The sequence below is a fragment of the Rhizobium sp. ZPR4 genome, from assembly GCF_040215725.1.
GTDB classification, from domain to species: Bacteria; Pseudomonadota; Alphaproteobacteria; order Rhizobiales; family Rhizobiaceae; genus Rhizobium; species Rhizobium rhizogenes_D.
The window spans coordinates 373,521-392,650 of sequence record NZ_CP157968.1 but is presented as its reverse complement, the minus strand read 5'-3'; the positions used below and the strand labels follow the sequence as shown (position 1 = coordinate 392,650).

General features: G+C 60.4%; 18 protein-coding genes. 15 read left to right on the top strand and 3 right to left on the bottom strand.

The features are described from left to right. Positions 1 to 42: 42 nt before the first annotated feature. The 11 genes from ABOK31_RS21350 (at position 43) to ABOK31_RS21300 (ending at position 10,389) form a co-directional block, all read left to right on the top strand. A complete protein-coding gene (locus ABOK31_RS21350) occupies positions 43 to 1,536 on the top strand; it encodes a sugar ABC transporter ATP-binding protein (protein ID WP_349960639.1) in 1,494 nt (497 codons plus the stop codon). Beyond that, the gene (locus ABOK31_RS21345; protein ID WP_349960638.1) at positions 1,529 to 2,563 is read left to right on the top strand and encodes an ABC transporter permease; all 1,035 of its coding nucleotides are present in this window, start codon (positions 1,529 to 1,531) and stop codon (positions 2,561 to 2,563) included. Before ABOK31_RS21350 ends, ABOK31_RS21345 begins: the two co-directional genes overlap by 8 nt. Then, positions 2,556 to 3,614 carry an ABC transporter permease gene (locus tag ABOK31_RS21340; protein WP_349960637.1) on the top strand — a complete coding sequence of 353 codons (1,059 nt, stop codon included), beginning with the start codon at positions 2,556 to 2,558 and terminating at the stop codon, positions 3,612 to 3,614. Before ABOK31_RS21345 ends, ABOK31_RS21340 begins: the two co-directional genes overlap by 8 nt. Continuing rightward, positions 3,611 to 4,990, top strand: a complete 1,380-nt coding sequence (locus ABOK31_RS21335) for an FGGY family carbohydrate kinase (protein ID WP_349960636.1) — start codon at positions 3,611 to 3,613, stop codon at positions 4,988 to 4,990. The genes ABOK31_RS21340 and ABOK31_RS21335 overlap by 4 nt, the downstream gene beginning before the upstream one ends. A gap of 40 nt (positions 4,991 to 5,030) precedes the next feature. Beyond that, positions 5,031 to 5,687, top strand: coding sequence for a class II aldolase/adducin family protein (locus tag ABOK31_RS21330; protein ID WP_349961248.1), 657 nt, complete (start codon positions 5,031 to 5,033; stop codon positions 5,685 to 5,687). Positions 5,688 to 5,773: 86 nt separating this feature from the next. Continuing rightward, on the top strand, positions 5,774 to 6,049 hold the full coding sequence (locus tag ABOK31_RS21325; protein ID WP_349960634.1) for a type II toxin-antitoxin system ParD family antitoxin: 276 nt from the start codon (positions 5,774 to 5,776) through the stop codon (positions 6,047 to 6,049). Then, positions 6,036 to 6,386, top strand: a complete 351-nt coding sequence (locus ABOK31_RS21320; protein WP_349960633.1) for a type II toxin-antitoxin system RelE/ParE family toxin — start codon at positions 6,036 to 6,038, stop codon at positions 6,384 to 6,386. Before ABOK31_RS21325 ends, ABOK31_RS21320 begins: the two co-directional genes overlap by 14 nt. 150 nt (positions 6,387 to 6,536) lie before the next feature. After that, positions 6,537 to 7,211, top strand: a complete 675-nt coding sequence (locus ABOK31_RS21315; RefSeq protein ID WP_349960631.1) for a response regulator transcription factor — start codon at positions 6,537 to 6,539, stop codon at positions 7,209 to 7,211. Further along, positions 7,208 to 8,659: a HAMP domain-containing sensor histidine kinase gene (locus ABOK31_RS21310; RefSeq protein ID WP_349960629.1), complete on the top strand. Its 1,452-nt coding sequence runs from the start codon at positions 7,208 to 7,210 to the stop codon at positions 8,657 to 8,659. The genes ABOK31_RS21315 and ABOK31_RS21310 overlap by 4 nt, the downstream gene beginning before the upstream one ends. 222 nt (positions 8,660 to 8,881) lie before the next feature. Further along, positions 8,882 to 9,472: an ankyrin repeat domain-containing protein gene (locus ABOK31_RS21305; protein WP_349960626.1), complete on the top strand. Its 591-nt coding sequence runs from the start codon at positions 8,882 to 8,884 to the stop codon at positions 9,470 to 9,472. Positions 9,473 to 9,552: 80 nt separating this feature from the next. Further along, positions 9,553 to 10,389 carry a bifunctional allantoicase/(S)-ureidoglycine aminohydrolase gene (locus ABOK31_RS21300; RefSeq protein ID WP_174181340.1) on the top strand — a complete coding sequence of 279 codons (837 nt, stop codon included), beginning with the start codon at positions 9,553 to 9,555 and terminating at the stop codon, positions 10,387 to 10,389. Between the two features lie 83 nt (positions 10,390 to 10,472). On the opposite strand, the gene ABOK31_RS21295 is transcribed toward ABOK31_RS21300, so the two are convergent. Both ABOK31_RS21295 and ABOK31_RS21290 read right to left on the bottom strand, forming a co-directional pair. Then, complete coding sequence (locus tag ABOK31_RS21295) at positions 10,473 to 11,429, bottom strand: TadE/TadG family type IV pilus assembly protein (protein WP_174181338.1); 957 nt, start codon at positions 11,427 to 11,429, stop codon at positions 10,473 to 10,475. A 135-nt stretch (positions 11,430 to 11,564) separates the two neighbouring features. Beyond that, positions 11,565 to 13,298, bottom strand: a complete 1,734-nt coding sequence (locus ABOK31_RS21290) for a tetratricopeptide repeat protein (protein ID WP_349960624.1) — start codon at positions 13,296 to 13,298, stop codon at positions 11,565 to 11,567. 451 nt (positions 13,299 to 13,749) lie between these two features. Here ABOK31_RS21290 and ABOK31_RS21285 point away from each other — a divergent pair, with 451 nt between their 5' ends. Then, a complete protein-coding gene (locus ABOK31_RS21285; RefSeq protein WP_349960620.1) occupies positions 13,750 to 14,736 on the top strand; it encodes a hypothetical protein in 987 nt (328 codons plus the stop codon). A 66-nt stretch (positions 14,737 to 14,802) separates the two neighbouring features. On the opposite strand, the gene ABOK31_RS21280 is transcribed toward ABOK31_RS21285, so the two are convergent. After that, positions 14,803 to 15,753, bottom strand: coding sequence for a LysR family transcriptional regulator (locus ABOK31_RS21280; RefSeq protein ID WP_174181331.1), 951 nt, complete (start codon positions 15,751 to 15,753; stop codon positions 14,803 to 14,805). 96 nt (positions 15,754 to 15,849) lie between these two features. Here ABOK31_RS21280 and ABOK31_RS21275 point away from each other — a divergent pair, with 96 nt between their 5' ends. From ABOK31_RS21275 to ABOK31_RS21265, 3 genes are read left to right on the top strand one after another with little or no spacing between them, the layout of a single operon-like run. Further along, positions 15,850 to 16,725, top strand: coding sequence for a dioxygenase (locus ABOK31_RS21275; protein WP_174181330.1), 876 nt, complete (start codon positions 15,850 to 15,852; stop codon positions 16,723 to 16,725). Continuing rightward, positions 16,722 to 17,783, top strand: a complete 1,062-nt coding sequence (locus ABOK31_RS21270) for a maleylacetate reductase (RefSeq protein WP_349960617.1) — start codon at positions 16,722 to 16,724, stop codon at positions 17,781 to 17,783. Before ABOK31_RS21275 ends, ABOK31_RS21270 begins: the two co-directional genes overlap by 4 nt. 56 nt (positions 17,784 to 17,839) lie before the next feature. Continuing rightward, positions 17,840 to 19,120, top strand: a complete 1,281-nt coding sequence (locus ABOK31_RS21265; RefSeq protein WP_349960614.1) for an ABC transporter substrate-binding protein — start codon at positions 17,840 to 17,842, stop codon at positions 19,118 to 19,120. Positions 19,121 to 19,130: the final 10 nt, after the last annotated feature.

The window sequence follows — 19,130 nt, the reverse complement described above, 5'->3', positions numbered from 1 at the left end:
TGAATGCCGCCGCCGGCCGACCAAGACAATCGGAGTGGATCGATGGGAGACGACGTTCCGTTTCTGCGTTTGACCGGGCTGTCCAAACGGTTTGGCGGTGTGCGCGCATTGGAAGAGATCGATTGGGATGTGCGGTCCGGGGAGATCCATTGCCTCGTCGGCGAAAACGGCTGCGGCAAGTCGACCCTCATCAAGACCGTGGCCGGCGTGCATCCGCCTTCGGCCGGCATGATCGAGATCGAGGGCAAGCCGGTTCTTCCGCTTGATCCCGCCCGCGCCAAGGCGCTGGGAATTCAGGTGATTTTCCAGGACCTCTCCCTGTTTCCCAACCTATCCGTTGTTGAAAACATCGCTATCGAAAGTCATCTCGACCGACTCGTAAAACCGGTTAACCGGAAGCGGATGCGCGAGAAGGCACGCGCCGTTCTTGCAAGGCTCGGCTTTGTGCTCGACCTCGATCTCGTGGTGTCCGATCTTTCAGTCGCCGAGCGCCAGATTGTCGCCATCGCGCGCGGCCTGGCAGCCGAAGCGCGGCTGATCTTCATGGACGAGCCGACCGCGTCGCTGACGCGAGCGGAGGTCGATCGTCTATTGGGCATCGTCGGACGATTGAAGGCCGATGGTATCGCCGTTGTCTTTGTCTCCCATCGGCTCGATGAAGTGGTCGAGATCGCCGAGCGCGTTACTGTCATGCGCGACGGCCGCAAGGTCGGCACCTGGCCTGCCGATCAAATGAATGAAAAGAAGATCGCTCATCTGATGACGGGACTCGATATCGATCACACCATCGTTGCGCGCGACATGAGTGGAGCCGTGCCTGTTCTGGAAGTTCGAGGTCTGTCGCGCCGAGGCGAGTTTGCCGATATCGATTTTATTCTCCGCCGTGGCGAGGTGCTTGGCATCTCCGGATTGCTGGGATCGGGCCGCACCGAACTCGCGCTGACGCTGTTCGGTATGCATCGCGTCGAGAGCGGCAGCATTGGCCTCGAGGGTAGGGAGCTTGTGCTCCGCTCCAATCGCGATGCCGTGCGCGCCGGCATCGCTTACGTTTCCGAGGATCGCTTGAGCCTCGGCGTGATCCTGCAGCAGTCGATTGGCGACAATATCATGCTCGCCGTCATGAGAGGCATGGCAAACCGGCTGGGGCTCATTCCCGGCAAGACGCGCGGGCAGCTTGCCGATGACTGGATAAAGCGGCTTGCCATCAAGGTTCCCTCGGCCGATCGCGCGGTGCAGACGCTTTCGGGCGGCAATCAGCAGCGTGTCGTGCTCGCGAAATGGCTGGCGACACGGCCGAAGGTGCTGATCCTCGATTCCCCGACGGTCGGCGTCGACATCAAGAACAAACAGGGCATCTACGACGTGGTGGCCGAGCTGGCGCGGCAAGGCGTCGCCATCATTCTCATCTCCGACGAAGTCTCGGAACTGTTTGCGACCTGCGACCGCATCCTGCACATGCGCGCCGGCCGCATCGTCGGCGAAGCGGTGCCGGGCGACGTCAGCGAGGCCAATATGAAGGAGCGCATCTATGCGTGAACACAGCCAAACGGCCGGGCCGTTATTTGTCGCGCGATTGAAACGGCGTCCCGAAGCATGGCTTCTGGCCGTCATTGCTGCGGTCGTGATCGTCTTTTCCCTGACGGCACGAGACTTCCTGACGCTTGGCAACATCATCGACCTGTTTGAAACCTATTCTGTGCAGGCGATCATGGCGATGGGCCTCTTCGTCGTGTTGGTTTCGGGCGGCATCGACATATCCTTCGCGGCAACCGCTTCCGTGGCGCAATATTGCGCGGCGCTGCTTGCAACGCAGTTCGGCTTTTCCGCGCCTGCCGTCATCGTCTCTGGCCTTGCGATCGGCGTCGGGCTTGGCTGCCTCAATGCGCTGCTGGTTCATTATGTGCGCATCACCTCGATCATCGCGACGATCGCCATGATGAGCGTCAGCTTCTCGCTGCTCATGTATTTCTCCGGCGGCAAGTCGATCTATACATTGCCGGACTGGTGGACCAACCGCATCGTCTTCTGGCGCATGGAAACGGCATCGGGCGATATCGTTCGTGTGACGCTGCCGATCGTCGCCATGGTGGTGGTGACGCTGTTCACCTGGGCATGGATGACGCGATCTTCCGTCGGGCGGCAGCTTTATGCGATGGGCGGCAATGCGGAAGCGGCACGGCGCATCGGCATGAACATCGGTCGGCTGCAATTCGTCGCCTACGGCTATCTCGGTCTGATGGCTGCAATCGCCGGCCTGCTGCAGGCGCACCGGGTCGGCGAGAGCGTGCCCAATGCCATGTATAATACGGAGCTTGCGGTGCTGTCAGCCGCTGTCCTCGGTGGCGCCAGCCTGACGGGCGGTATCGGCACCGTACCCGGCGTATTACTCGGCATCGTACTCTTGGCCGTGCTGCAGAATGGGTTAAACCTGCTCGGTGTCTCATCTTACTTCTTCCAGATCGTCATCGGTATCACCATTCTGGTCTCGACCTCGATCACCGTGATCAGCTCGCGGCCGGGCCGCCGGCATCGCATCATCGCGGGAGCGTCATCCAATGGCTGAGCCGCCAGTTCTCTATAACGTCAATAGCAGCCTTACCGATTTGATGGCGCGTATGCGGGCAGGCATTCCCGGCGCCCATACCGGTCTTGTCGTGCTGCTGATCCTTCTGATCGTCGGCTTCTCCCTGTTCATTCCGAATTTTGCCTCTCTCGGCACGTTGCAATCCTTCATGTACCAGCTGCCGTTGCTCGGCCTTCTGTCTCTAGCGATGATGGCGCCGCTGATAACAGGCGGTCTCAATCTGGCGATCATTGCCACGACGAACCAGTGCGCGCTGCTGATGGCCTTCATCATGCAGAGCCTGATCACGCCTGACAGCGGCACCGGGACGGCACTCGCCGTGATCATACTGGCGCTCGTCGCCGGCCTTGCGCTCTGCCTGCTCATCGGCCTTATCACCGGTATGCTCATCGCCTATACCGGCGTGCATCCGATCCTCATCACCCTCGGCACGAAATCGCTGATCGACGGCATCAGCATCTATCTCACCCGCGGCATGGCACTTTCGGGCATACCCGACGGCTTCAGCCGCATCGGCACGACGACCATCTTCGGGGTGCCGCTGATTTTCCTGCTGCTGATCGTCGTCGCCGTTGTCGTCAGCCTCATATTGCGGCGCACCGCCTTCGGCGTCGCCTGCGCCATGATCGGTTCCAATATCGAGGCGGCACGCTATTCGGCGATCGACACGCGCCGGGTGCTGGTCGGCGTCTATGTCATGTCGAGCCTGATCTGCTTCTTCGCAGCCCTGGTCATGCTGGCGACCTTCAACTCCGCAAGCGCGGATTATGCGCAATCCTATCTGCTGGTGACGATCCTCGCGGCCGTGCTTGGCGGTGTCGATCCCTTCGGCGGATTCGGCACGGCCGGCGGGTTGATGCTGGCGCTGGCGATCCTGCAGGTCATCTCCTCGGGCTTCAATCAATTCGGCCTCAGCAATTACCTGACGGTCGCGATTTGGGGCGGCATTCTCATCTTCGTCGCCGCGGTTCAGACGGCGCGACCCTACCTGATGTGGCTGCTGCCAACACGTTTCTTCGGTCCAAAATGAGCATCGTTGCGGTTTTCGACATCGGTAAGACCAACGTGAAGCTGTCGGCGGCAACCGATGACGGCCGCGTGCTGGAAACGCTGTCGACGCCGAATATCGTGAGGGATGGTCCGCCCTATCGTCATCACGATCTTGCCGAACTGGAGGCCTGGCTCATCGATAGTTTGACGGAGCTGGGACGCAGGCACGATATCGGCGCCATCGTCACCTGCGCGCATGGGTCCGGCGGCGTGCTGGTCGACGGACAGGGCGCGGCGATGCCGATGATCGACTATGAGCAGCCGATCCCCGCCGATGTCGATGCACGCTACAGGGTAATCGTCGGTTCCTATCGCGAGAGGGCAAGCGCCATCATGCTGGGTGCCGCGCATCTGGCGCGGCAAATGCTGTGGCAGGAAATGCATTGGCCGGAAACGTTTGCCGCGGCCAGCGCCTATCTCGCCACGCCGCAATATTGGGCTTTCCGCCTGTCCGGTGTGCTGGCCAGCGAGGTGACGAGCCTTGCGGCGCAATCGCATCTGTGGGCATCGGCAGACAGCCGGCCCGCCGCGCTCGTGGCAAGCCGCGGGTGGCAGCGTCTCATGCCGCCGATGCGGCGCGCATGGGAAACGCTTGGCCCGCTAAAACCCGAACTTGCGGGACGTAGCGGCCTGAAAGCTACGACGCGCGTCCTGTGCGGCGTGCATGACTCCTCGGCCAATCTATACCGCTATCAGGCCGCCGATCTCTCTGATTTCACCGTCGTCTCGACGGGCACATGGATTGTTGCGCTCACCGATCGCAACGGCGTCGATTTCAGCATCGAACAGCCCGGCCATTCCTGCAATGCCGATGTCTTCGGCAATCCGACGCCCGGCATGCTGACCATGGGAGGCCGGGAGTTTTCCACCGTCGCCGCAAAGGCTTCGGGGCCTGCCTCGTTGCAGGCACTTCGGATGATTGTCGCGTCCGGCACCTTTGCGCTGCCGTCATTCGGCTCGGATGACGGGCTCTTTCCTGGCACGGCCCATCACGGCCGTCTGGAAGGCCCGCTTGCAGAGGAGGGCAGTCTCCGGTTCACGCTTGCCGTGCTCTATGCGGCGCTGCTGACCGTCGCCTGCATCCGCGATCTTCCGCTAACGAAGACGGTTGTGCTTGACGGCAATTTCGTCGCCGATCCCCTCTATGGTGCCATCGTTGCGGCCTTGCTGCCCGACCGACGCGTGCTCGTCAGCCGCGGCACCACCGGAACGGCGACGGGCGCTGCCATGTTGGCCGCCCATGAAAGGCGCGGTTCACCCGCTCCGCTGGCAGCCGAAGCACCCGATATTTCCGATCTTCCCGATCTCTCATCCTATCAACAACGCTGGCACGACCTGATCAAGACAATGGAGTAATATCGTGACGACTTACGACGACAATGCCCTGCGCGAGGAAATGGTGGCGATCTGCCGCCGGATGAACGCATCCGGCATCAACCAGGGAACGGCCGGCAACATGTCGGTACGCAATCCCAAGGGGTTCCTGATCACGCCGACCTCCTTGCCTTACGACGTGATGCAGCCGCAGGATCTCGTGCAGATGTATTTCGATGGCAGCTACGAGGGCGAGCGCCGGCCGTCGTCCGAATGGCGGTTCCATCGCGATATCCTGGCATCCCGCAAGGATATCGAATGCGTGCTCCATTGCCATTCGGTCTATGCAACCACGCTTGCCGTGCATCACAAGACGATTCCGAGCTTTCACTACATGACCGGCGTCGCGGGCGGCACGACGATCCGCTGCGCGCGCTACGCCACCTTCGGCACGCAGGCCCTTTCGGATGCGGCGATCGAAGCCCTGCAGGACAGGCTTGCCTGCCTGCTCGGTCAGCATGGGCAGATCTCACTCGGCAAGACACCGGCCGCCGCCCTTGCCCTTGCCATCGAGGTCGAAACCCTGTCGCGTCTCTACGTGCAGGCGCTGACGCTCGGCGAGCCGCCTATTCTCGACGACGAGGAAATGGCGCGCGTCATCCAACAGATGAAAAACATGAGCTATGGACAGGCGCCGGATCTAAACGGCGTCAATGATGTCGCGAAGCGTCGGCAGTAATCCTTCTCTGAGTTCTGTTACTCCCGCGCGATGTCTTGACATCTGTGCGACTGAGTAGCATTTTAACGCCAGAAGGAGATCGCCCGGTGAGCGTCAAGTCGTCGATATCGTTGACCGATCAGCAGGATGCGTTTGCCCGCTCGCTTGTCGACACTGGGCGCTATTCCAGCCTGAGTTCGGTTCTCCAGCAGGGTCTGGAGCTGCTGCGGCAGAAAACGGAAACGGAAGCGGCCGAGACGGAAGGCTTACGCAGGCTCATCCAGCGCCGCGTCGATGGGCCGAAGATTTCAGGTCCGGACATGGAAGAGCGTATCGAGAGCGTGATCGAGCGCAAACGGCGAGCTCTTCGTGTGGAATCTTGAATATTCCAGCGATGCGGATCTCGATTTCGAACTGATTTTCGATCATCTGTTTGCGGCCTATCTTGATCTTGGAGACGCGCCGGAGGACGCTCTGGAGCGCGCGGCTAACCGTATTCGCGAACTCCGTCTGGAAATCGATCGGTTGGTCGAGACCCCATATATCGGAACATTGCGGCCGGATATCTATCCCGGCATCCGCTTCCTGCGGCGCGACAAGGCCGCCGTCTGGTTTCTGCCGGTCGAGGAGCGCCGGACGATCGTCGTCGCGGCGATTTTCTTTGGCGGCCAGGATCACATCAGGCGGATGCTGGCGCGCATGCTGCAAGGATCGCCCTGATCGCCGGCCTAAGCCGAGCGTCACTTCATTGGCCGTCACCCATTGGCGCCGCCCTGGTGCCACTTTGGCAATCCGTGTGTAATGTAGCCGCAATCTTTGGCTGTCAGTGGGGGCGAAGGATGGCAATCGCCGTCCTTTGGGGAAAAGTCATTGCGAATTCTGCTGCTTGAGGATGAGCCCGAAATGGCCCGCGCTTTGCTCGAGGCGCTGCGGCGCCGCGATGTGCTAGCCGACCATGTCCGTACGATTGCCGATGCCGATGCCATGGCTCGCGTCGGGACCTATGATGTCCTCGTGCTCGATCGCCGTCTGCCCGACGGCGAAGGGCTGGATCTCGTTGCCGCACTGCGCCAGCGCAAGCATCCCGCGCCGATCCTGGTGCTGACCGCGCTCGGCAGCGTCGACCATCGCGTCGACGGGCTCGACAGCGGTGCCGACGACTATCTGGCCAAGCCCTTTGCGATCGAGGAACTGCTCGCGCGGTTGAGGGCTCTGCAGAGACGAGGGCCGACGGTTTCTGATCGTTATCTGAATTTCGGCAATCTGAGCGTCGATCCCCGAACCAATGAGATCTTTGTCGGAGGCTCCCTTGTCGAGTTTCCCCGCCGTGAATATCTGGTGCTGGAGACGCTGATGCGCCGCCCGAACCGTATCGTGACGAGGCCAAGCCTGATCGAGGCGGTCTATGCCCTTGAGGACGAGATCGGCTCGAATGCCCTGGATGCTCACATCTCCCGCATTCGAAAGAAGCTGTTTCTGGCCGAGGCCACGGTCGAGATAAGGGCAGTGCGCAACATCGGCTACCTGATCCGGGCCAAGGCATGAGCCCGGAGCGCAGCCGATCGTTACGCTGGGGGCTGATAAAGCGCCTGATTGCCTTGCAAGCCTTCCTTCTCGTTCTCTTCTTCGTCCTTCTCGTCGGTTGGATCTGGATCATCAATCCCGAGCTGGAGGATGCCAATGAGGAGGCCGTGCGCGTCGTCGCGCAGCAGGTGACGAGGGATGATGACGGGCAGCTGCAAGTGGCGGAGACGCAGGAGGTGGTGGAGCTGAAGCGACGCTATCCGGAGCTCTGGTTCACGATCCGCGACCATAAGGGGATACTCCTTCAATACGGGCAGATACCGACGGCCGCTCTCACGGAGAGTTTTCCGTGGACGATCGACCGGGCGAGAGTGGAGGCCGGCAATGGGGCACATGCCACGGTCGAGAACCGGGAAACATCAGCCGGAAAGCTGCAGATCATGGCGGCCACCGAGCAAGGCTTTGACAATGACGGCTTGAACGTGTGGATCAATATGCGTGTCGAAGTTCCCAAGGGGCCGCGTGGCGAGATCCATTGGCTCAACGTATTGCCGGCCTTGGCATTCGTCATCTTCATCGGCGTCGCTCCGATACTGGCGCTGACCGGGATTGCGACGCTGCTCGTTACGCCGCGCGCCGTCGGCCGATCGCTGAGCGGGCTTGTGGAAACGGCAACGCAGGCGCAGGCGATCGACTTCGACACCCGCTCGGCCCGTCTCGAGCGTTCGAAGGTGCCGACCGAGATCATTCCTCTGGTGGACGCATTCAATCATGCGCTTTCGAAGCTGGACGAGGGGTATAATAGGCATAACCGCTTCCTTGCCGATGCTGCGCATGAGCTGCGGACGCCGATTGCGATCGCGCGGACGCGGGCGGACCTTCTGCCCGAAGCGGAAGTCAGTCACCAGCTTCGGGACGATATCGACCGATTGTCCCGCGTCGCCCATCAGCTCCTTGAGATGCAGGCGATCGGCGTGGTCGAATTGCGCGCGGAGAAGCAGGATCTGAATGGGCTGGTCGAAAACATCGCTGCCGATCTCGCGCCGATTGCGATGGACGCCGGTTACGATTTCGACTTCGAGCCGAACTCTGAGGAAGCAGTCTTCGTGATCCAGGCATCGACGATCGAAATGGCGGTCGTCAACCTGATCCGAAATGCGATCGATCACGCCGGAGGAAAGGGCGCGATCATCGTTCGCGTCGGCGCGGCCGGTACGATCGATGTCTGCGACGAAGGTCCCGGCATACCACTGGAGGAGCGCGACCGTGTCTTCGAGCCGTTTCGCCGCATCAATGCCAGCTCATCTGGCGCAGGCCTGGGACTGAATCTGGTCAAGAAGGCTGCCGAACTTCACGGCGGGCGGGTTTCGTTCCCGGATACCGGCCACGGTTTTTGCGTGCGGCTGCAGATCGGCTCCATACCGCCGTCGATCGTGGTGGCAGACATGGGCTGGCACCAAAAGCGGTAACTGCCGGTCCGAGATCGTGGATGCCGGCTATTGCAATGCAAAATCCTGAAACTGTTTTCGTTTTCTCAGCGGTCAGGGCTCGGATATTTGATTTTCCGAAGCGTGGTTCCCTGCTAGGTTTGGGCAAAGGCACCACCGGGACAAGGCATGTTGAAACTTCTGTTGTCGGCTTCGTTTTTCCTGGCGGCTGTCTGCACTTCTTCTATGGCCTCCGGCGACACAATGGATCTTCGACTACACAAGGCTGCCGCGACGGGTGATGTCGCCGCCATCCATCAATTGCTTGATAGTGGCGCCGCCATCGAGGTGCGAGATACAAACGGCGCGACGCCGCTTCTTGTCGCGACCCATGGCAACAAGGCGGAGGCCGCACGGGCGCTGATCGAGGCGGGCGCCGACGTCAATGCCAAGGACGATATTCAAGACAGCCCCTATCTTTATGCCGGCGCTCGTGGCCATCTTGATATTCTCAAGCTGACGCTCGCCCATGGGGCGGATCTCAAGAGCACTAACCGATATGGCGGCACGGCGCTTATTCCAGCCTCCGAGCGCGGTCACGTCGAAACCGTCGACACCTTGATCAAGGCGGGCGTCGATGTCGATCACATCAATCGGCTGGGGTGGACGGCCCTGATCGAGGCCGTCATTCTCGGCGACGGCGGTTCGCGTCATGTTCAAATCGTCAAGCTGTTGATAGATGCCGGCGCAAACGTCAATCTGGCCGACAATGACGGCATGACACCGCTGCAGCATGCCCGCAGTCGCGGTTATGCTGGGATCGTGAAATTACTGGAGGGGGCAGGGGCAACGTAACGCTGCATTCCGGCTTCCTATGCAATGACGGGAAGGCAGATGCCTTAACCCCGAAACGATGAGAATGAAGGGCTTAGACAATGGAAAGAAAGTACTACTCCTCTCTTGGCGGCCATCCGCCCCAGAGCGACTTGCTGACGGGGCGTGCCGTATTCACGGAGGCGTACGCGGTCATCCCCAAGGGAGTGATGCAGGACATCGTTACCAGCTATCTGCCCTTCTGGAACGATACGCGCTGCTGGGTGATCGCACGGCCGCTCTCGGGTTTTGCCGAGACCTTTTCGCAATATGTGATGGAAGTGGCGCCGGGCGGCGGCAGTGACAGGCCGGAACAGGATAGCGAGGCCGAGGGTGTGCTCTTCGTCGTCGATGGCGAAGTCGAACTCACCTTGCCCTCCGGCAAGCATGCTCTCCAGCCGGGCGGCTATGCCTTCCTGCCACCGGGCCTGAAATGGTCGCTGCACAACCGCTCGGGCGCTCATGCTCGCTTCCATTGGGTGCGCAAGGCATACGAGGCTGTCGAAGGGCTGGCTCATCCGGAGCCGCTCATCTTGAACGAGAAGGATATTGCGCCGTCCGTCATGCCGGGCACGGAGGGACGCTGGGCAACAACCCGCTTCGTCGATCCGTCCGACCTGCGGCACGACATGCACGTGACGATCGTCACTCTCCAGCCCGGCGCCGTCATTCCTTTCGCGGAAACCCATGTCATGGAGCATGGCCTCTATGTGCTGGAAGGCAAGGCCGTCTATCGCTTGAATCAGGATTGGGTCGAAGTCGAAGCCGGCGACTTCATGTGGTTGCGTGCCTTCTGCCCGCAGGCTTGCTATGCTGGCGGTCCAGGCCCGTTCCGCTACCTGCTTTATAAGGACGTCAATCGCCATATGGCGCTCCGTCCCTTCGGTTCGCGCCGTTAAGCCAACCGGCTTTGCGACAAGCTCGGCGCCAATGGCGCCGGGTTAGGATCAACGACGCAGCCGGTCGTCAGCTTGCCGTCGCATCAGTTCGTGAGGCGCACGGCATCGCCATCGGCCGACGAACATTGCGATGAGATCGTATAGAAAAAGTCCTGTCGATCCCAACCACCGCCATCTTCCCAGGCGTGTTTTTGGGTGGCCTGGCAGCCGAAATAATTCTCGATCGGCAAGGTGACGCCCTTGGGGAGTTGGCTCCCGTCGACGAAGAGATAGTTCGAGGTGTTTGGATCATCGGTCCGTAGCGTCAGATCGTATTTTGTGCCGGCCGAGTTTTTGCTGTTACAGCTCACGGCACTATTGTTGGAGATGGACGCCGTCTTGCCGAGCGGGCAGCCATCGTCCTTGACGTCCATCTGCAGCACGAGCTTGGTGTATTGGCCCAGCGTAATCGGGCCGGACGGGACGGCCGTCATGGTGCCCTGACCATCGTTGTTATGAGTCGTCGGCTGATAGGTCACGGTGCCGACCACGGTTTCAGCTGTCGCATTGGGCCTGACGACGCGGATCGTGATGACTTTATAGTACCATCCCTGCGCCTGTGTCGGCGTGATCGTCACGATGTCGGGCTTTGCCGGAGCCGTGGCTTGGGAGTTCACGCCGATGTTGACGCTGTTGATGTTGACGATGCGCATCAGGTTTGTGGGCACCGCCCCGGTCAAATTGACCGAAAGGATGCGTCCGTTTGCTGTGATGGTATAGCTGAGGTTGGCAGGCGTCGTGTCCGCGTAGGCGGTGATGAAGCGTGTGGCCTCCGCCTGCGCGGCAGCCAAGTTGGTGCCATCGAAAATCTTGCCGCCGGCAAGAGCGGCTCCATCGGCGATTTCCTGCAAATTCGTTCGTTGATGTACCGCGGATGCGTAATCAACTGCCAAGCCGGCAGCCGCGGCCAGCGGGACTGCGATCAGCGCCGTCAGTGTCGCGAAATTGCCAGCGCGATCCTTTGTCAGGCGGCTTAGTTGCCGCAAAAAGGGAGTGCTCATTATTCCTACCAGAAAAAATTTAATCTTTGGTCTGAGAATGGGCAAAACATATAAAGGCGTGGTTTAGACGGCGACTCAACTTCTAGCAATGAGTTGTATTTTTAATAGATGCTGGCCGACTGAATACTTTCCTTGTCAGTTCCCGCCGTCGGACTTTTGCGCCTCGTCCCCGGCCGGTAGCCCGAGCTCGATCAGCGTTTGGCTGATATCCTGGCGCGCTGCGAGGTAGATCGGACTGGTATTACGAGCGGGCAGGGCGATATTCGCGGCTGTCGAGCCTGGTCTCAGTTCCAGCCCCTTCGCCAGAGCTTGTTTGGCTTCGTCGGTTCGGCCCAACCGCTGATAGGCGGTCGCCAAAAGCATATGCGCGCGTCCTGTGCCGGGCGTGATTGCGATAGACCGCTGCAGCCATCCAATGGCATCTTCATTGCGATTGAGAAGTATATCAGCCCATCCCGCGCCCAGCAGCCAGGTCCAGCGAGACACCGCCGGCGTATCGAAGCGGTCGGCCAGCTCGAATGTCGCAAGCGCATCCTCGAAACGCCCGAGCTGAATCTGTGTCAGGCCAAGCTGGAACAGCGCCGCGCCATCCCAAGGATTGAGGCTCAGCGCTCTTGCACAAGCCACAAGGCTTTCGGAAAACTGGTTGGTTGCGGTCAGGAAACGGCAATAGATGTCGAGCACCGGGAGAGAATTCGGTCTTGTTCGCAACGCGCGCTCGATCAGGGATCTTGCCTCGTTCTCCGCTTCCCTGCTCTCGGCCGGATCATACCAGGCGAGCTGAATGCCGCGCAGATGCAGTGCAGCAAGTGCGATCTGCAGATCGGCATTGTCCGGTTGATCGCTCAGATATTTTTCAAGGATCGATCGCGCAGTCGCGAAGCGTTCCTTCGTCGTCTGATTGATGGATGCGGTTGCCTGTTGGATCGCGACATTGGCGGCGCCGGCTTCGGGTGCAAGACTGCCGGCCTCTTCGAGTTTGTTGAGGCGGTTGGCGAGTTCGTAGCCGGCTCCCGCAGCAAGCCGCGAGGCAAGGCGCTGCCTGTCGGGTTCGGTGGCATCCAGCGTCACCTCGGCGACCGATTCGATCTCGCGGCTGCTCACCTTGATGAGCCGCGTTTGAAGGATCCAGGCTTGCGGGCTTCTTTGCAGCTCACTCTGCAAGAGAAAATCGGCTTCGCCGCGAAGTCCGGAAATCGGTTTTGCGGCTGCCGACGGGTTTTGTTCTTTCGGTGCTATCAAGCGGATATTGTCGATCGCGGCGAGGCCGTTGATCATCTCCGCGCCGATGCCCTGCGCCAAAACGGAGCTCTGGGAATCGCCGACGGTATCGACAACAGGCAGAACTTCGATGACCGATTGACCCGAGCCCAGAACATCGCTGCCCCGAGAGGAAAAGACAGTGACGCCAATGATGACGGCGAGCGCGCAAAGCATTGCCAATGCGCCGAAAGCCAAAACCTTGCGCGATCCACGCCGACCGGGTGTCTCAGCACCGTTTGCCATGACACTTGCATCGGAGACCGGCATATCCCGCCCTGCGGGCTGCGGTACTAGGCTCTCCTGCCTTGCGATTACTTCAGCGGTGAATAGATAGCCACGGCCAGACACAAGCTTGATCATGTGCCGCTCAGTGTCAGCGAGCGCCGTGCGGATTTCGCGAATGCATTGAAACAGGCTGTCTTCCCCGACATAGATCCCGGGCCAAACAGCTTCCATCAGTTCCTGTTTACCGACAACACGGCCGCTGTTGGCAACGAGGAAGCTCAGCAGTTCAAAAGCCTTTGGGCGTAGCCGGATCGCGGAACCGTCAGGTCCGTGAAGCTCGGCACGATCTGGATCAAGAACGAATCCAGCAAAACAAAACACCTGCTCCCAATGATCCCCAACTGTACCATTTAAAATATAGTGCAATATAAGGAGAGCCTTGCTCGACAGTCAACGTGCCGACGCCGCTATCGAGAAAAAGATCACATCCCTTTATTGGTCGAGTGGCAAGCTCAAACGGAATTGGCAAGATGCCAATTTTCCCAGCAAAATCACCAATTTCAGAAAAGTATCAGAAAATATCAGAATCTTGCCGGGGCCTTATCAGGACCTCGCCGCGCTGCTCCGACTATTGTTTGAATGGATAATGAGAAATTACGGCGGTTGTTCATGAGCTGATGGGATGTGCTCAATATCGTCAAGAACGGGCGGGATATTCTTGGCCGCTGCCCGCGCTTCTTCGGATTGTGCATTCTTCACCAGCATGATTGTCCCGGAACGGCATAGCGATGACCCGGACGCCAGCCAGTCGACAATCTTGAGAGAGCTTTTCATGGGAAAGGTGCTTGATTTTCGTGTGCATCGGCCGGCAGGCGGCATGCGTGCGAGCGGGGCATTGCCCACCGGCAAGACAGACAGTCTGTTCGAGCCGGTGGCATTCTCCCGCGCAGTCCTCTTATTGGCGCGGAGCTTCGTTGCAGTCCATGAGACTTCGCCGCGAACCGCAGCACTTTTTGCGACCCAGCAACGCTGGCTCCTCTGCCATGCCGCACTAGGTGACTACTTTCGAACAATTCGCGTGTCGGGAGCAGGACTGACCCGGCGTGGCCTTGGAAATCTCGCTCTGCAATATGCGATTGCCAGCCGCAATACGGCCTATGCCTTCTTTGACGAAGCCCTGCAATATGATGTTGTTCGCCCGATCGCCGTCCCAAACGGTCTGCAATCGGAGCAGGTGGCGCCGGCGCCGTTCACACTGCAGATGCTGGCCCACTGGTATAGCGTACATTTTCAAGCTCTCGATCTCATCGGCGGCGGCAACAGGGCGGCGAGATTCCACGCCGAGCCGGAAAACCTGCTGGCACTGGTGCAGCCGATTGCGGCGCACGCACTTTTGACGAGTCCGGCAATTCGAAGCCCTGGCCCGCTCTATACGATCTTCACCTGGGCCGATGCCGGCGGGCTGCTGATGGACCGGCTGATCGCCGGAATAGAGCCCGAGGTGCTGGCGGGACAAGGCAGGCTCCTGACGGATGTGAGTTCGATTTCCTATCTGGCTCAATCATTCGGTCTGTCGCGAGCCCATACCAGTCGCAAGCTTGCCGCGGCGGAATCGATCGGAGGCGTCGGCTGGAGCGGCCGGCGCGGTCGCTCCCAACTGTGGATCTCGCGCGGCTTTTATGAGGAATATGCGCACGCGCATGCCCGCAAGCTGCTCATTCTCGATGAGGCTTTTACCAGTGTCTTGTCGGCTCTGGAGCCACTCTCGGAAAAATCGATGACCACCGCCGATAGAGGACTGGCGGAAGAGTGGGCCTGAAGAAGCCCTTCTGCCAGCCAGGGATAATTTTAAGGCGGCTTTGCCTCCGGCGTGTGGCTGCCGTCGTCAAAGTCCCCAGATCACCGATTCCTCGTGGCGTTTGATCAGATGCCGAAGGTCCTGGAAGCCGGCGCGGACGTATTCGGCAAATTGATCGACGGCGGGTGTGCGTGGGGCGTCGATGCGCTTGAGGATCGAAAGTGCGCGTTCCGGGTGGGGGATGGTGATTGGCAGGGCGGTGATCGTCTTTTCCTTACGTTGGGCGAAAACGACGCTATGCGGCATGACGGTCAGCGCATCGGCCGATTTCAGGTAATTGATCACGCTCATCAAAGAGCCGCCGGTGTAGCGGATCTTGATCTCCGTCGCGCCGAAGGACAACAGCAAAGCGCGTAAGTCTGCTAGCAGCGGGCTTCCTGGTGGCGGCGCAATCCAGGGATAGTCGAGAAGGTGGCTCGGCTGCGGCCGACGCTTCAAAAGTAGCGGATGCGTCACCCGGCAGGCGACAACGTTGCGTCCGGGAAGGATTTGCTGGAATTCGAGCCCGGAACCCTCGTCGAGTATGTCGATCGGGCATATGGCAAGATCGATCTGATCGGCCTTGAGGGCTGCGCGCAGGTCGGGGAAATAGCCGTAACTCTGGTCGATGCGCACATCCGGATGGCTGGCCTGAAACTCGGCGCAGAGCCGGGCAATCAGTGCGTCCATGAAAAAGGGTGTACCGCCGATCCGGACGACCCCGCTCTTGCCGACACGGAAGCTCTCCACAAGATCAGACGCCTTGCGCGAGGCCGCCAGCATGACAAGGCCATGTTCGGCAAGCGACAGGCCAAGCGGCGTTGGCTGCAGCGGCCGGCGCCCTTTGATGAAAAGCGGCTCTCCGACGCGCTTTTCCAGCATCGATAAGGTGCGCGAGACGGCAGGCTGTGCGAGGCCCAGCAGGGCCGCACCTTCGGTGACGCCGCCTGTCTTGACGACGGCGGCAAGCTGGATGAGGTGGCGTTCATCGAACTTCATAACGATCCGTTATATTATCTACGAACAAAATCATCAATCCATGCGCGATCGACTGCTATTCTCCTGGATATGCACGGCAGATCGCGGAGGATGAACATGGCGGAGCGTTCCAAGGCGCTCACATTTAGCGAGGCAACGTCGGCGGAAGCTTTTTCCGAGCGTTTCTCCGCTGGTAACGACGGTAATCTACCGCGTTTGATCGCCGCTGCCGTCACCCATGTTCACGATCTCATCAAGCAGTTTCGCCCGACCCAGGAGGAATGGCGGAAAATCATCGCGTTCCTGACCGAAGTGGGCCATGCCTCGGATGAGCGGCGGCAGGAATGGGTGCTGCTGTCCGATCTCATCGGCGCTTCCGCGCTCGTGGAGGACATTAATTCCCGTAGGCCGCAAGCGGCAACGCCGAACACCATTCGCGGGCCTTTCTATCGCAATGATGCGCCCGAGCGTTCCTCCGGATCCTCGATTTCCTTGGATGGCATCGGCGAACCGCTGATGGTGTCCGTCCGGGTACAGGATCTTGATGGTCTGCCGATTGCTGGCGCCGAGATCGTCACATGGCAGGCCAATGGCGAGGGCTTTTATGAAAACCAGCAACCGGATCTGCAGCCGGAACATAATCTGCGTGGCCTGTTCCGCACGGATACCGATGGACGCTTCCGGTATCGCTCCGTGATGCCATCCGGCTACGGCGTGCCGGATGATGGGCCGGTCGGACGGCTGCTTGCCGAGGCAGGCTATCCGCTGCGTCGCCCGGCGAACCTGCATTTCGTCATACGGGCGAGGGGGTTCGAGACGGTCACCACCCATATCTACGATGCGAGCGACCCGCATCTTGGCGAAGATGCTCTCTTCGGCGTTCGGCCGGAGCTCGTTGCCTGCTTCGAACCGATCGAGATCGAGGGACAGCGCGCCAAGGCGGTGAACCTCACCTTCGTCATGGTCCGGACAAAGCCAGGGAGAGCAGGATGACCCAGAATTTCTCCTATGCGGGCAGCGCTGCCCAGATCGTCTTCGGCGCTGGCAGCCGCAAGAAGGTGACGGAATGGATCGAGAAAGCCAGCCGCAAGCGGGCTTTGGTGCTCGCAACGCTGCAACAGAAGGCGGATGCGGAAGCACTGGCCTCCGAGATCGGCCAGCTCGCCTGCGGTGTCTTCTCAGGCGCCACGATGCATACGCCCGTTGATGTGACGGAGGCGGCGATGAGGGTGGTGGTGGAGACAGGGGCGGATTGCGTCATCTCCCTTGGTGGCGGATCGACCACCGGGCTTGGCAAGGCGATCGCCTACCGCACCGACCTTCTCCAGATTGTCATCCCGACGACCTATGCGGGCTCGGAAGTGACACCAATCCTTGGACAGACGGACGGCGGCCGCAAGACGACGGTGCGCGACGCCAAGATCTTGCCGGAGATCGTGATTTACGATCCCTCGCTGACACTCGGGCTGCCGGTCGCCATGAGCGTGACGAGCGGCCTCAACGCCATGGCCCACGCCATCGAGGGGCTTTATGCGCAAGACCGCAATCCGATTTCGAGCCTGATGGCGCTTGAAGGCCTTCGGGCCTTTGCGCGGAGCATGCCTGTCATCGTCAATGATCCGAAGAACACGCAAGCGCGCAGCGATGCGCTTTACGGTGCCTGGCTCTGCGGCTCGGTGCTCGGCACCGTCGGCATGGCCCTGCATCACAAGATTTGTCACACGCTGGGTGGCTCCTTCGACACACCACATGCTGAAACCCATGCGGTGATGCTGCCGCACACGGCCGCCTTCAACGCGGCTGCGGCAGCGCCGGAGCTGGCGGAAGCAGCCGGCATTTTCGGCGGCTCGATCGGCGGCGGGCTTTGGGATTTCGCCAAGGCGATCGGCTCGCCGCTGTCGCTTAAAGATTTCGGCCTGACGGAGGCTGATCTCGATCGTGCCGCGTCGATCGCCGTCGAGAACCCATACTGGAACCCACGACCGATCGATTGGGAATCGATCCGCGTGCTGCTGCAGGATGCCTGGGAGGGCCGGCGGCCGAGAGACTGAAATCCAAGCGCCGGCTGGCGCTCTCTTTGGGAGGAGAGACGATGAGGGGAGGAAACATGTTTACGAGACGCGATTTTCTGAAGACGACGGCTGCCGGCGGTGTGCTGATTGCGACCTCCGGCTTGGCCATGCCGGCGATTGCCAAGAATGCGGCGATCAAGCTCGGCTATGTCAGCCCGCAGACTGGGCCGCTCGCCGCTTTCGGCGAGGCCGACAAGTTCGTCATCGACGCCTTTCTGACGATCACGAAGGCAAAGGGCCTGAACTACGAGGTCGTGGTCAAGGACAGCCAGTCGAACCCGAACCGCGCCGCCGAAGTGGCAAAGGAACTGATCGTCGACAACCAGATCAACCTGATGCTGGTATCCTCGACGCCGGAGACGACCAACCCGGTCTCGACGACCTGCGAGAGCGAGGAAATGCCCTGCATTTCTACGGTCGCGCCCTGGCAGCCATGGTTCATCGGCCAGCAGGGCAATCCCGGTGATCCCGCCTCGTGGAAGCCGTTCAACTATGCCTATCATTTCTTCTGGGGCCTGGAGGATATCATCGCCGTCTATACCGGCATGTGGAGCCAGATCGAGACCAATAAGAAGGTTGGGGGCCTGTTCCCGAATGATGGAGATGGCAATGCCTGGGGCGACAAGGTGGTCGGCTTCCCGCCGGTTCTGGAAAAGCTCGGCTACGGGCTGACGGATACCGGTCGCTACCAGAACCTCACGGATGATTTTTCGGCTCAAATCAACGCCTTCAAGCAGGCGAATACCGATATTTTGACCGGGGTGATGATCCCGCCCGATCTCACCACCTTCTGGAATCAGGCCAAGCAGCAGGGTTTGAAGCCGAAGGTCGCCTCGATCGGCAAGGCGCTTCTCTTCCCGCAGACGGTCGAGGCGTTGGGCAATGCCGGCCACAATCTTTCGACCGAGGTCTGGTGGACTCCCAGCCATCCCTTCAAGTCGTCGCTGACGGGCGAGACTGCTTCCGCTGTTGCCGATGCCTTCACCAAGGCGACAGGACGTCCGTGGACGCAGCCGATCGGCTTTGCCCATGCGCTTTTCGAACTCGCCGTCGATGTCATGAAGCGGACCGAGGATGCAGGCGATGCCGACGCGGTCGCCAAGGCGATCGGCGAAACGAAGCTCGATACGCTTGTCGGGCCGATTGCCTGGGGCAACGAGAAGCTTCCGCCATTCGCCCAGAAGAATGTCGCCAAGACGCCACTGGTCGGCGGTCAATGGCGGCTGAGATCGGGCGGCGGCTACGATCTCGTCGTCGTCGAAAACGGCCTGGCGCCGAACGTGCCGCTTGGCGGCAAGCTCGAAGCCCTGGCGTGAGAGGAAGGCT